The organism is Alloscardovia macacae (genome assembly GCF_002259705.1).
Lineage (GTDB): Bacteria > Actinomycetota > Actinomycetes > Actinomycetales > Bifidobacteriaceae > Alloscardovia > Alloscardovia macacae.
This window is the reverse complement of record NZ_MWWT01000008.1, coordinates 109,950-122,407: the sequence shown is the minus strand read 5'-3', so window position 1 is coordinate 122,407 and position 12,458 is coordinate 109,950. Positions and strand designations below refer to the sequence as shown.

At 51.8% G+C, this 12,458-nt stretch carries 12 protein-coding genes; 7 read left to right on the top strand and 5 right to left on the bottom strand.

What is annotated here, in order from left to right; genetic code table 11:
- The first annotated feature begins 49 nt into the window (after positions 1 to 49).
- The 3 genes from ALMA_RS06350 to ALMA_RS06340 all read left to right on the top strand — a co-directional run bounded on the left by ALMA_RS06350 (position 50) and on the right by ALMA_RS06340 (position 3,456).
- Positions 50 to 1,261 (top strand): LacI family DNA-binding transcriptional regulator, encoded by a 1,212-nt coding sequence (locus ALMA_RS06350; RefSeq protein WP_094726866.1) that lies wholly within the window; start codon positions 50 to 52, stop codon positions 1,259 to 1,261.
- Positions 1,262 to 1,444: 183 nt separating this feature from the next.
- Entirely contained in the window at positions 1,445 to 2,386 is a 942-nt protein-coding gene (uriH, locus tag ALMA_RS06345) for a uridine-preferring nucleoside hydrolase UriH (RefSeq protein ID WP_086106030.1), read from the top strand.
- Positions 2,387 to 2,481: 95 nt separating this feature from the next.
- Positions 2,482 to 3,456 (top strand): ribokinase, encoded by a 975-nt coding sequence (locus ALMA_RS06340; protein WP_094726865.1) that lies wholly within the window; start codon positions 2,482 to 2,484, stop codon positions 3,454 to 3,456.
- Positions 3,457 to 3,549: 93 nt separating this feature from the next.
- Here ALMA_RS06340 and ALMA_RS06335 read toward each other — a convergent pair whose 3' ends face one another.
- Positions 3,550 to 3,999 (bottom strand): hypothetical protein, encoded by a 450-nt coding sequence (locus tag ALMA_RS06335; RefSeq protein ID WP_094726864.1) that lies wholly within the window; start codon positions 3,997 to 3,999, stop codon positions 3,550 to 3,552.
- 63 nt (positions 4,000 to 4,062) lie between these two features.
- On the opposite strand from ALMA_RS06335, the gene ALMA_RS08105 reads away from it, so the two are divergent.
- On the top strand, positions 4,063 to 4,494 hold the full coding sequence (locus ALMA_RS08105; protein WP_148140280.1) for a hypothetical protein: 432 nt from the start codon (positions 4,063 to 4,065) through the stop codon (positions 4,492 to 4,494).
- An 817-nt stretch (positions 4,495 to 5,311) separates the two neighbouring features.
- On the opposite strand, the gene ALMA_RS06325 is transcribed toward ALMA_RS08105, so the two are convergent.
- From ALMA_RS06325 to ALMA_RS06315, 3 genes are all read right to left on the bottom strand, one after another.
- On the bottom strand, positions 5,312 to 6,283 hold the full coding sequence (locus ALMA_RS06325) for an amidase domain-containing protein (protein WP_158520677.1): 972 nt from the start codon (positions 6,281 to 6,283) through the stop codon (positions 5,312 to 5,314).
- Positions 6,284 to 6,535: 252 nt separating this feature from the next.
- Positions 6,536 to 7,822 (bottom strand): hypothetical protein, encoded by a 1,287-nt coding sequence (locus ALMA_RS06320; protein ID WP_094726861.1) that lies wholly within the window; start codon positions 7,820 to 7,822, stop codon positions 6,536 to 6,538.
- On the bottom strand, positions 7,815 to 8,717 hold the full coding sequence (locus ALMA_RS06315; RefSeq protein WP_094726860.1) for a hypothetical protein: 903 nt from the start codon (positions 8,715 to 8,717) through the stop codon (positions 7,815 to 7,817). Before ALMA_RS06315 ends, ALMA_RS06320 begins: the two co-directional genes overlap by 8 nt.
- A 268-nt stretch (positions 8,718 to 8,985) precedes the next feature.
- On the opposite strand from ALMA_RS06315, the gene ALMA_RS06310 reads away from it, so the two are divergent.
- Positions 8,986 to 9,618, top strand: a complete 633-nt coding sequence (locus tag ALMA_RS06310; protein ID WP_148140279.1) for a hypothetical protein — start codon at positions 8,986 to 8,988, stop codon at positions 9,616 to 9,618.
- Positions 9,619 to 9,637: 19 nt separating this feature from the next.
- Complete coding sequence (locus tag ALMA_RS06305) at positions 9,638 to 10,039, top strand: hypothetical protein (protein ID WP_148140278.1); 402 nt, start codon at positions 9,638 to 9,640, stop codon at positions 10,037 to 10,039.
- Between the two features lie 101 nt (positions 10,040 to 10,140).
- Here ALMA_RS06305 and ilvD read toward each other — a convergent pair whose 3' ends face one another.
- Positions 10,141 to 12,000, bottom strand: coding sequence for a dihydroxy-acid dehydratase (ilvD, locus tag ALMA_RS06300; RefSeq protein WP_094726857.1), 1,860 nt, complete (start codon positions 11,998 to 12,000; stop codon positions 10,141 to 10,143).
- 129 nt (positions 12,001 to 12,129) lie between these two features.
- On the opposite strand from ilvD, the gene rpoZ reads away from it, so the two are divergent.
- A complete protein-coding gene (gene rpoZ / locus ALMA_RS06295; protein ID WP_086106022.1) occupies positions 12,130 to 12,399 on the top strand; it encodes a DNA-directed RNA polymerase subunit omega in 270 nt (89 codons plus the stop codon).
- The last annotated feature ends 59 nt before the right edge of the window (positions 12,400 to 12,458 follow it).

Genomic DNA, 12,458 nt, shown 5'->3' with positions numbered 1-12,458 from the left:
GAAAACATGCTATCCTCAGAAGTGACATCACGATAAGGAAGTGGTCTGTATGAATGCGCACAGTGCAGCGTCAGGAGCAGTATCCGGATCGCCAGCAAAGTCCTCCCAGAAAAATACGCGAACTCAAAAAGCTTCGGAGCGCGCTTCCGAGCGCGCTCCGAAGCGTACTCCTAAGCGCGCCACGCTGAAGGACATCGCGAAAGTGGCAGGAGTATCCTCCACGGCGGTGTCCCTCGTACTGAATAATAAACCGAACCGCTTTACCGAGGAGACGCGCGAGCAGATTCGCGCCATTGCCCGAGACTTGAACTACGTGCCTAACCAGTCTGCCAGGAGCCTGGCCACGAAGTCCTCGAGCCTTCTCGCGCTCATTATTCCAGACATCGAGAACCTCTTCTTCGCCTCTCTCGCGAAGCATATGGAAGCAGAGTGTAAGGCTGCTGGCTACTCGCTGCTCATCGTGGATACGGGCGAGGACATCGTCGAGCAGGAGCAGGCCCTGCAGCGCATGATCCAGTTCGGCATCGACGGACTGTTCATCATTCCCACGTATTCCTCGCTGGAGGAGAGCGCTTCGCTGCGTGCGCGCTTGCTGAAGACCGGTTTCCCGGTCATGTTTATCGACCGTATTCCAGAGCGCATCGTGGATGAGGCTGAGGATCCTGCACTTGCTGACACAGAATCAAACTGGCGCGCGTTTGCGTATGACCATACGCGCGGGGGACAGTTGGCCGCGCGGGCGTTCCTCGAACAGGGGCACCGCGAGTTCGGCATGATAGGACCGGTGGAGCGTACAGGGCGCGATAAGGGGAATAATTCGGCGCGTTTCGAGGGTTTTCTTACTGAGCTGCTCAGGAGCGGCGTCCGAGTTCCGCCTGAGCGTGTGAAAAATGGCGCGTTTACCGTCTCGGCTGGACGTGATTACGCGGATGAGCTTATCGATGCGGGCGTGACGGCTGTCTTTTGCGGGAATGATCTCGTCGCCATCGGCTTTACGCGGCGGGCTCGTGAGCGTGGACTTCGCGTGCCGGAGGATATTTCGGTCATCGGCTACGATGACGTCATGACATCGTTTGGACTGGACTTCGAGTTTACGACGGTGAAGCAGGACGTGTCCGCGCTCGCCCGCGTCAGCTGCGAAGCGATGCTGCAGGCGGTGGGTGCAGGTTCAGGCGAGGTGCTCAGCGCCGCGCAGCGCATGACGCTTCTCATGCCGGAGCTCGTGGAGCGGACCACGGTAGCGTCCGCGCGACACGCGTAAGAGCGCATACGTTGTCAATTTAGTCTCGACCTGTGCTATTCTATAAACAGTTGGTTAAGCGCTTAACCAACGACGGCTGATTAAGGCTGAGTGAACACCCAAGCGCACATAACTGAACATATACGTACGCAGCATGGCGGAAAGCGAAGACGCCATGCTGGCAGGAATTCAAAGGAGACTTCTATGTCGAAGAAGATTATTCTGGACTGTGACCCAGGCCATGATGATGCCGTCGCTATCCTTCTAGCCGTAGGTAACCCAGAAATTGACCTCCTCGGCGTTACGACGGTGGGCGGAAACCAGAGCATCGAAAAGGTGACGTATAACGCACGCGCCGTGCTCGAAAAGGCACACGCCACGAACGTCCCAGTCTACCGCGGTGCAGGTCGTCCTATTCTTCGTCCAGCTCAGGCAGCAGCCTCCATTCACGGCGAAACCGGTCTCGACGGCGTGGAGCTGCCAGAGCCGAGCCGCCCACTCGAGGAGAAGAGCGCAGTTCAGTTCATCATCGACACCATTATGAGCGAAGAGCCAGGAACGGTCACCCTCGTGCCGACCGGACCGCTGACGAACATCGCTCTCGCCGCACGCCTCGAGCCACGCATCGTGGAGCGTGTGAAGGAAGTCGTCCTCATGGGCGGTGGCTACCATGTGGGCAACTGGAGCTCCGTGGCAGAATTTAACATCATGGTGGACCCAGAAGCCGCACACATCGTCTTTAACGAGCCATGGAAGGTGACCATGGTGGGTCTGGACCTGACGCATCAGGCGCTGTGCACGCCAGAAGTCCAGAAGAAGATAGAAGGCGTGGGCACGGATCTCGCGCAGTTCGTCTCCGGACTCATGGACTTCTTCCGCCTGTCCTACAGCCAGAATCAGGACTTCGTGGACCCTCCAGTGCACGACCCATGCACTGTGGCCTACCTCATCGACCCAAGCATCGTGCAGACGCGTCGCTGCCCACTGGATGTGGAGCTGAACGGCACGCTCACCTGGGGCATGACCGTGGCAGACCTGCGCGGACCAGAGCCAGCAGAAGACGAATGCCACACGCAGGTGGCCACGAAGCTGGACTTCGACAAGTTCTGGGCTCTCGTGGAAGACGCTCTGCGCCGCATTAACTAGACGCTGGTAGACGCCGGACGAGACACGGACGAAACACAGACGAGATACATACGAGACACATACGAGACACATACGATAACGAGGACTGAACTCTCATGGATACGAATACTCTGAACGTAGGCGAAGCGCTTATGCAGCTGACCGGCCGCGTGGCCGTGGTGGGCTCCATGAACGCGGACTACACCGTGCGCGTGCCACGCTTTCTCCTTCCTGGCGAGACACTCGAAGGCGGTGCTCTGGAGATTCTTCCGGGAGGAAAGTCCTCGAATCAGGCTGCTGCGGCGGCGAAGCTCGGAGCGCAGGTAACGCTCTTCGGCGCTCTCGGTCAGGACTCGAACGCAGATTTCCTTTCCGGAAAGCTCGAAGAAGCGGGCGTGGACACGAGCTCCATCGCGCGCGTGGACGGCCCATCGGGCACCACAGTCATCACCGTATCTGAGGCCGATGGCGAGAATACCATCGTCTACTCTGCTGGGTCGAACCGCGCGGTGACTGCCGAGTATGTGCGTTCTCATGCTGCGGAGCTGACGAGTGCGTCTGTGCTCGGACTGTGCCTCGAGTCTCCTCTGGAGGCTGTCATCGAGGCTGCTCGGCTGGCGCATGAGGCGGGCATGCCTGTGCTGCTGAATAATTCTCCGTTTATGGCGGACCTTCCGTCTGAGCTTGTGGAGAACGTGGACATCCTGCTCGCGAACGAGCATGAGGTCGCGCAGATGATAGGCATGGATGACTCTGCTGTGGACTGGGCGAATGCCGACTGGGATGCGCTGCGCGTTAAGCTCGCTGAGCTCGGCTTTAGCCGCGTCATCATTACACTCGGCGCGCTTGGTTCGTGCGTCATAGACGGCGAGAGCGTAGAGCGCGTGGACGGCGTGCGCATCTCGCCTGTGGATACGACCGGCTGCGGCGACTCGTACATGGGTACCGTTCTGGCTGGCCTCGCATCTGGTTTTAGTCTGACCGACAGCGCGCGCATAGCCGCGTATGTGGGTGCGTATGCTGCATGCGGCTTCGGCGCGCAGGCGTCCTACGGTACCGCTACTGAGATACGTGAGGCCTTCTCTCTCTAACCCATTTCTCTCGAAGGCCTCCCCACTACGGGCCCGCTGCTGGAGCATTTTTCTTTCTTTCTTCTCGTGCTCCGGCGGCGGGCTCGCAGTTTTTTATTTTTCCTGTGTCAATTTTTCCTTATCTTTCACCTCATCTCGTCTACGCCACTTCGTGATGAGCAGGGTAGTGGTAGCTGTCACCGCCATGGCGAGGAGAGATGCGACGAGATAGATATCTTCAGGATCTCGGCTCGTATATCCTGGTCTCACAGGAAGCTGGAAGAGTTCAGCCAGAGCGTCCGCGAAGACAAAGACTGCTATGGAGATGATGCAGAGTGCTACACAGGTAGCGCATAAACCATAGAGTGTGCCTGCGTCGCATAAGCGTATGGCGTAGATAAGCAGAAGGATGGGCAGCACTATGCCAGCGAGGAATAGTGCATAAATCGTGGTATATCCATCGTAGGGAATGGTCACATACGAACGAATATCCAGGATAATGCTCGCTGCGAGGATGATGCTCGAAAAGCACACCATGCGGATGGACTGGTTCTGTAGCTTCATAGACGGGCCTTTCGTTCATGGAGAAGAATATAGAGGAGAAGAATACAGCTGATAATAGCCATAATGAACGCTAGAGAAGAGTTCAGAGAGTCTCCAGTATGGTCGAAAGAAGATGGCCATTTGCCTGGAGTGGTTCCTGTAAGAGCATCACTATTCCACAGGATAACTAGACTGGTTACTACTTGGATGCCACTGAGAATAAAAACAGGTATAGACTTACGTGGCGCAATAAGAAAACTTGACTGCCATGCTAGAGTGAGTGGAAGGACACAGCCTAAAAGTAGAAGTGCAAGGATGGATGTAATCCACGTATCTTCGAAGTGTATTTTTGCTCGAGCAGCTAAGAGTATGCCGATACACAGTAGCAATGTCGAGTTTTGCAGTATGCTTCTCTCCTTTCTAGTCGAAATGAGGAGAGGACTTTTTAGTAGAAGTACTGCGGCTACGATACAGGTAACGGTGAAGATAAGAGATGCGAGAGGATATACTCTATAAGCGACGTAGTATTCGCTTATATGTGATCCTGCACGATGGGAAAGAATCAGACCGGAGAAGAGAATAGTAGAGGTTCCCAGGAGGCATGTTAGCGAACTGATAATAGTACTGTAAGTCCTCATTATACGTGGGGCATAGTTATGAGCAGCGAAGAATAAGTATGCTGGGGTGATAATCCCACATAGGAACGGAGCAGGATTTGCTATGTCTATATGCATATCATCGATATAGACATTTAAGAGCAGAAGCAGGCCGGTGAAGAGGAGAACGAATACTGTACCGAGCATGATGAAAGTTTGCGTCTTGGCATTTTTCTCTCTATCGGAAGGAGTTTGCCATGAACAACGTAATAATGATGCTAGTGTAATGTACAGCATGAGGATGATAGTAACAGCTGTAAAGACTGGTGTGAGATGAGAGCCAGAATAGATAATATAGTAGCCACGCTCAGAATTCTGACCGTCTATAAAGAAATTTCCGAGAGTGAGCTGTATGGCTGTGAGCAAACTTACGGTGAAGGCTACTAGTATGAATATGTTGCGCACTTTCGTATTATGTGCCGCGCCGAGAAGGTGGCAAAGGATTAGTGGAAATACGATGCCGATAAGTGCGCTGGCTGAACTCAAGTATATGGCGCTGTCATTATTTAGGGAATCTGAATAATAGAGAACCAGAAGTATAATAGTCGCAATGCTAGATATAATGCATGCACTTAAAGCTGCTGCAGGAATAGTAAATTTACGCATGGGGATCTCCATGATGATAGGAAGGGAAAGTGTGTGAGGAGATTTTTGACCTCCTCACACACTTGTATTACTTAGCGGCGGATTCGGTAAAACTTTGCTTTATGACTCATTCCAGGCCATCCCCCATTCCACTTGAGATAGTCGCTAGAATGTTGCGCGATTTGTACGGAATTTCCGCTCTTGTCATATACAAAAGCTACGTGGTCGACTTTGCCATCATTTCCGTCGTCATATCCTATAAAATCACCAGGGAGAATATAAACGACGAAAGCATTCCAATCTTTTACCTGGTATCCGCTTCCCATGTATTTTGTAAAGGTGTCAGCATTAATCCATGAGATAGAACGATTTCCATGGCTTTTGAACCACCATCCGTATCTTTCATCCGAATGGTTAGTCATTTGAACTCCGCCTGCCCTAAGTATTTGAGATGCAAAGTTTGTACAATCTGCTTTATATCGGCCATAAAAGCCGTTTGTGGTCGTGGCATATGTGCGTGCGTAACTTTTAGCGGCTTCGAGATTTATTCCGGAATTCCTATCAGGGAAGCGCGGCTGTGTATTATGGTTTTCTTCCTTATAAGGTAGAAGAAGTAAAGCTTGATCGACTGCTTGCCCTTCAGTAATCGTCCCATCTGAAAAATCACGATAAATAAGATCGAGATTCTGTGAAATAAAAGTATTCTCTGCTTTATTCTCATAATAATCTAAAAAGTTCAGCAGTGAACTTTTAGCATCTTCGCTTAGATTATCATACTGCCGTACATAATCCTTATAGAGGCTTGCTGTATCCTCAGCAAGTGTGGACAGTGAATTTTCCCGTGCGATATCGCTCAGTACCGTCTCAAAATGATCAGAATAATACGCGCGAACAGAATCTGGATCTTTATATGTGTCTAATAATGCGAACGTTCGGTTTCCAAATGATACGTAATGAGATACCAGTGATTCATCTGGCTGTGTAGAAGCTGACCATGGAGGTTCCACGGCGTGTGCATAAGGAATGCTTAAGCTAAGAATTGCTATAACGGCAGAAATAGTCATTCTGCCCTTCTTGAAAAGGTGCTTTCGCATCTTTGCCTCCTTGATATAGGCGCTAAAGCGTCATTACTTCAGATAATAATTTTACCAACTTTGATAAAATTAACATAAGTTTATCAGATAATTTAAAATATGCAAATTTAGTGAGGAGATTAACATAGTGGCTTTAACGGTGCGCTTGTGAATGCTAAACAGGCGGCATGTGTTTCAGACAGGGTAATATAGTAAGTGGTTTAGTGAAAAAATTTGGCTCTTTTATCTCTTTCCTATGCGGACAATGCGGCCTAGGTAGCCTTGTTCTGTGATAGCTTGCCTGATAAGAGCCTTCAGAAGCATAATCATGAGAACAGCAGCGACGACTGCCATATGCAGAGCTGTGGATGCGTTCAGTAGGAATCCCGTATGGACTGTGGGCATAGTAGAGAATGCGCTGTATGCGCAGGTGAGGGCATCACTGTTCACGAGAATGACGAGAGAATAGAACATCTGAGCGCTTCCTAAGAAGATAATGACTTTATACCACTTTCTGTCCTTAATTCTATGTGCCAGTTCGAGGATGACTAGTGGCATGAAGATGCCCCAGAGAATAAGTACGACCACGGATGCAGACCAGCGATATGGTATGTTTGTGAGTGCACGTGAGTAGGGGAAGACTCCTGCACTAAAGAAAAGCATAAAGCGTTCGTAGAGAGCTACGTTTACGGGAATGTCGCTGCGAAGCTCATTCCCGAGGAGAACTATCAGACTGACGGTGCAGCAGACAGCTGAGAGAAATGTGAGTGTAGGATAGAAGTGCCAGATAACGTAGTCGAAGTAGACATATCCACGGCCCACAAGCTGTGAGATGAGAACATCACCCCAGAAAATGGTGGCAAATCCTCCCACTACAGTACTCGCGCTGAGCTTGGCGCTGAATGTGCGCGTATAGCTTACGGTGAATCTGTGGGAGACGAAGAGGAGATACGCGGGAGCTACTATGCTGCACAGGATAAGTCCAGGATTTAGCCAGTCGAGAGTATATACATCTCGGGTTTCTCCTCGAATAGTGACGAGGATACCAGCGAAGAGGAGAAGAATGACTGTGGCTATGATAGTGTCACGCTGCGCTTTCTGATCTGGTGTAGCAGAGGGGTTCCACTGGCACTTCAGCAGTGCTGCGAGGGTGAGGAACATCATGAGGAGAAGAGATAGGAGTGTAACCTCAAAAGTATACTGACTACCCGTGTATGCTATAAGGAACTGATATATATCGTCTGCAGTGTACAAGGAAACGTCACCAAGTCCGAGATGTACCGCTGTAAAGAACCCTATAGCATAAGCAGAGATTCTCAGGGCGCGGCTGGTTACAGTGGTGTGTGCGGTGCCCAGTAGTCCGAGGAAGATGAGCGGGAAGACAAAACCTATGAGTGCGCTTGCTGTACCGAGAGCTTGTGGGGCTAGCATAGTGTCCTGCGAGTAGACGATGAGACACGTCACGGTCAAGAATGCGATGCTGAGAAAGCTCCATATGAGGACAGCTGGGCGCGACGAATGATTAGTCATAAGAATGCCTTCTTTCATTTCTCCCTATCATCATAAGACTGACTATGCTCAGGAGCATCATGCAGAAGGCTATCTGGACATTCAGAATCTGTCCCGTGTGATAATTCGCGAAGCTATTATCTGGTGGAGTACCGGTGAGAGCATCGCTGGAGGAGATGATGACGAGGGAGAGGAAGAATTGGCAGAAGGAAAGGAACAGAACGAACAGGCGCGTACTTTCTGAAGCGTAACGCGCCCCAGCGTACGCGAGCGCAGCGGGAAGCAGGAAGCCGCAGATGGCGAGGCTGACAAGCGAGGCAGTCCAGACGAGCTCGCCGGTCAGCAGTGCGCGGCCGGCGACGAGGAGCCCCGAGACAGTCAGAAGCGCGGACGCAGGAAGAACTGCAGAAGACCTGAATCTGGAAACGTGCTGCGGGCGGGCGTTCAGAGTAATGATGAACAGGATGACGATGCTCATGAGACTCGTAAGCAGGATGACGAGAGGGTAGTCATCCCGGGCGATGCTGTCGGGCGTCATGAGATCATGTTCGAGGGCGACGGTCTTCAGCGCGAGGTCTCCATAAAAGATAAACGCGAGCGTGCCGAGGATGGTCAGCGCGCTCAGGCCGGCCGATGCCCAGCGTACGGTGCCGGAGTTCAGTCTATGCGTGAGAAGGAAAAGGTATGCGGGCGCGACGATGCCAGTGAGGAGAGGGGCAGGATTATCCCAGTCGAGGTCGCCGTAGCTGGCGAAGAGAGTGGCGGAATGCGAGGAGAAGAGAAGGAGTACGAGTGAGGCTGCCGGGCACAGTGTGATGGCGAGGGTGTGTACGCTCCAGTGTGTCTTCGGGGTGGCTTGTGCCGAGTCCTGCCTGCTCGGGAGGGGAATGCGCGTATGCGCGGTGTGAGGATTCATGATAAACCCGTCTCTTCTGTGGTGTGTAGCGCCGTCGATAACGAATCTTTTCCCGCACCACTGAAGGAAAAGATTAGATAATATTCTACTCGGATGGGAGGTCCAAGCACATGGATGGAGTATATTATTCGGACGGTTGTGAGACTATAGCATGCATGATAAATAGAGATACGGAAAATAAGGATTGGCGTGTCGCACCTTTGGTGAATATAAAATATATGTTAACTTTTCAAACGAAAAGTTAGAACCACTAAGAAAGTAGGCAACGATGCGTACACGACATCACTTTATTTATACCGTAATGGCCGTTCTAGCTATTCTGGGGTTTGTTTTTTCTATGCCGCATAGTTATGCTCTGGAGACAGAGAATACGGGAATTCCAGCAGAAATACGAGGACTAGATTCATATATATCCTACTCTACTTCTGAAGGTTTTATGCTGAATGATAAGGAAGCTATCCTTCGAGGGTATACACAAGAGTCTATTAACCAAGTTAAAAAGAATTTGGAGGTTATGAACCTTATTAATAGTCAGACAGAATACGCTAGCGTGAGTGGTGCAGACTTGACTGTATATGTTCCTCCAGATTCGTCGATGAATTCTGGGTATAGTGCGTTTCGTGCTGCTCCAGCTCGTGGAGTGAACAAAGTAGTAGCTCACTGGTATGGAGTCACTGAAACGTGGATGGATAGCAAAGCAGCTGATAAGTTTATTAATGCACTTAAGAGCGGAAAAACTCCGGCTGGTTTCATTACTGGCTGGGTAGGTGTAGCTACTAAAGTCATGCTGAATTCTCTTATCCAGAATGCAACCGCTGCTGCTAAAAAGGGAAGAGGCATAATAGCATACTCCCAGATGAATTCTGTGGGTAATATGAATATATGGTTCGGCGCACAGTAGCACAGTGAATAATGGAGGAATGAAAATGAAATTCTCTTCGACTGCTAAAAATGCGGTGCTACTCATAGCATATATAGCGGTTTCTACTGCGCTTTCGCTATGGTTAACTCAGTATGATGGAACACATCAAGGAGTGTACTTTTTAGGTACATATACGTGGATTCTTCCATTATCGGCACTTATACTGGTGTGCGGAAGTTTCCTTTTAGCGTTACGTTTTATAGGAAAATACTTTGTGGCTATGTGCTATGTGGAGCTCGTGACGCGAGCAGTAATGCAATCGATTACTCTCCTTAACCTTCAAGGAGTAGAGAATCTGATGTATGTAGTGACTGCAGTAAATATCATATCGGATATCGCGGTGTTTGTACTCTTCTGCTTGTGGCTTTTCTCGCCAATGCGGAAGAAAGAGAATGCATAGATTTTCGGGTTTGATAGAGGAACGCATAGACGAGTATAAAGTGGAGTGCAGGTTTTAACTGCGACGAGTTAAAACCTGCACTCCACTACTATCGACTCAGCTTACTCCGCCTGATGCGCGAGCTTATTAATTAGCTCTGGGTCACGCGTGGCGCCCTTATCTGCAGAGCGAGCGAAGGCGGCGTATGCTTTCAGAGCGAGCGAGACCTGGCGGTCGCGGTGTGGACGGTAGCCGTACCCGTTTTCTATGGCTTCGCGGCGCTGAGCGAGAACTTCGTCTGGCACATCCACGTTTATCGTGCGGTTCGGGATGTCTATGACGATGGTGTCCCCGTTCTCCACGAGAGCTATAGGTCCGCCGGCAGCAGCTTCTGGGGCGATGTGACCTATGGACAGCCCGGACGACCCACCCGAGTAGCGCCCATCAGTCAGAAGTGCCACCTGCTTACCGATGCCCTTACCCTTTACGAAGGACGTAGGGTAGAGCATCTCCTGCATACCAGGGCCGCCCTTCGGGCCTTCGTAGCGGATGATCAGAGCCTGGCCAGGCTTCAGAGTGTCATTCAGAATCACTTCCACAGCCTGCTCCTGAGACTCCACCACGAGAGCTTCGCCGGTAAACGTCCAGATGGATGGATCCACGCCAGCAGTCTTCACTACGCAGCCATCTGGAGCGATGTTTCCACGCAGAACGGCCAGGCCTCCCTCGGTCACGGATGGGTGGTCGATGTCATGGACAGCACCATTAATATAGTCGCGGTCCAGAGTCTCGAAGCGTGCGTTCTGGCTCATGCCTTCTGCTGTACGCTCGCCACCCGGAGCAGCAGTAAAGAGGTCGAGTGCCTCGTCGGTCACGCTGTCTCGTCGGATATCCCAGTCATTCAGCTTCGCTTCGAGAGTAGGGTAGTCCACAGAGTGCACGTCACGGTGGAGCTTTCCACCACGGTCCAGCTCGCCGAGGATGCGGGAGATACCACCAGCGCGGTGAACATCTGAGATCTCCCATGGTCCCGATGGACTCGCCTTACAGATGCATGGCACGGTGTGGGAGATGCGCTCGATGTCTTCGAGAGTAAAGTCCACATCGGCGCTCTGTGCAGCAGCGAGGATGTGCAGCACAGTATTCGTGGAACCACCCATGGCCACATCCATGGTCATAGCGTTCTCGAACGCATGCTTCGTCACGATGGAGCGTGGAAGCACAGAGGCGTCATCCTCATGGTAGTAGCGGTTCGCCAGTTCCACTATCTTCGCGCCAGCCTTTTCGAAGAGGGCAGTGCGTGCGGCGTGGTCAGCCAGTGTGGTGCCGTTCCCAGGAAGGGCTAGGCCGAGAGCTTCCATCAGGCAGTTCATGGAGTTTGCGGTGAACATACCTGCGCAGGAGCCGCACGTCGGGCAGGCGGTGCGCTCATAGGCGAGCAGGTCCTCATCCGAGACAGTGTCATCTGCCGAGGCATACATGACGTCGATGAGGTCAGTGCTCTTCGTGGTGCCGTCCGAGAGGGTAGTGGTACCCGACTCCATAGGGCCGCCGGAGACGAAGATGGTAGGAATGTTCAGTCGTAGCGCTGCCATGAGCATACCTGGGCTGATCTTATCGCAGTTCGAGATGCAGATCAGAGCATCAGCGCAGTGTGCATTCACGGAGTATTCCACAGCATCGGCTATGATGTCTCGGCTCGGCAGCGAGTAGAGCATTCCTGTGTGGCCCATGGCTATGCCGTCATCCACAGCTATGGTGTTGAACTCGCGCGGAATGCCGCCTGCCTGCTTAATGGCATCTGAGACGATGCGCCCCACCTTATTCAGGTGAACGTGTCCTGGAACGAACTCGGAGAAGGAGTTCGCGACGGCGATTATAGGCTTGCCGAAGTCTTTTTCTTCGACGCCGGCGGCACGGTAGAGTGCGCGAGCACCAGCAAACATGCGGCCGTTCATGATAGTAGCGGATCTCATCTTCATACCTGCTTATACTAGCGCGCAGGGCTGGAATATGCCGCGTGGCGTTCACGTAGTGGGAAGTACGGTGGTCTGAGTACACTAGAGAGAACTAGAAAAGACTAGGAACACGTAGTTTCGTATGGGAGAAAAATGGCACTGGGAACTAACCCTGAACCACAGGGACTTGTAAATCCTCCATTGGATGAGCTTACTGAGCACGTAGACTCGAAGTATGCACTGGCTATGTTCGCAGCTCGTCGCGCTCGCCAGATTAACTCGTACTTTACGCAGCTGAATGAAGGCCTGCTGCAGAATGTGGGTCCGCTCGTCGAGTACCAGAATCATGATAAGCCGCTGTCCATCGCTTTCCGTGAGATTAACGACGGTCTGCTGGAAGCGACGTTAGGCGACGACGAGTAAGCTCGCTTTATTTTAGGTCAATTTTTCGATCCCGCGCACTAGCCCCCACACGAGCGGCT

What these genes read in the sequence shown, in the direction of transcription:
- ALMA_RS06320 (WP_094726861.1), bottom strand. Translation starts at nt 7,822, where the DNA reads ATGACTAATCATTCGTCGCGCCCAGCTGTCCTCATATGGAGCTTTCTC.
- ALMA_RS06340 (WP_094726865.1), top strand. Translation starts at nt 2,482, where the DNA reads ATGGATACGAATACTCTGAACGTAGGCGAAGCGCTTATGCAGCTGACC.
- ALMA_RS06335 (WP_094726864.1), bottom strand. Translation starts at nt 3,999, where the DNA reads ATGAAGCTACAGAACCAGTCCATCCGCATGGTGTGCTTTTCGAGCATC.
- rpoZ (WP_086106022.1), top strand. Translation starts at nt 12,130, where the DNA reads ATGGCACTGGGAACTAACCCTGAACCACAGGGACTTGTAAATCCTCCA.
- uriH (WP_086106030.1), top strand. Translation starts at nt 1,445, where the DNA reads ATGTCGAAGAAGATTATTCTGGACTGTGACCCAGGCCATGATGATGCC.
- ALMA_RS06310 (WP_148140279.1), top strand. Translation starts at nt 8,986, where the DNA reads ATGCGTACACGACATCACTTTATTTATACCGTAATGGCCGTTCTAGCT.
- ilvD (WP_094726857.1), bottom strand. Translation starts at nt 12,000, where the DNA reads ATGAAGATGAGATCCGCTACTATCATGAACGGCCGCATGTTTGCTGGT.
- ALMA_RS06315 (WP_094726860.1), bottom strand. Translation starts at nt 8,717, where the DNA reads ATGAATCCTCACACCGCGCATACGCGCATTCCCCTCCCGAGCAGGCAG.
- ALMA_RS06305 (WP_148140278.1), top strand. Translation starts at nt 9,638, where the DNA reads ATGAAAATGAAATTCTCTTCGACTGCTAAAAATGCGGTGCTACTCATA.
- ALMA_RS06325 (WP_158520677.1), bottom strand. Translation starts at nt 6,283, where the DNA reads ATGACTATTTCTGCCGTTATAGCAATTCTTAGCTTAAGCATTCCTTAT.
- ALMA_RS08105 (WP_148140280.1), top strand. Translation starts at nt 4,063, where the DNA reads ATGAACGCTAGAGAAGAGTTCAGAGAGTCTCCAGTATGGTCGAAAGAA.
- ALMA_RS06350 (WP_094726866.1), top strand. Translation starts at nt 50, where the DNA reads ATGAATGCGCACAGTGCAGCGTCAGGAGCAGTATCCGGATCGCCAGCA.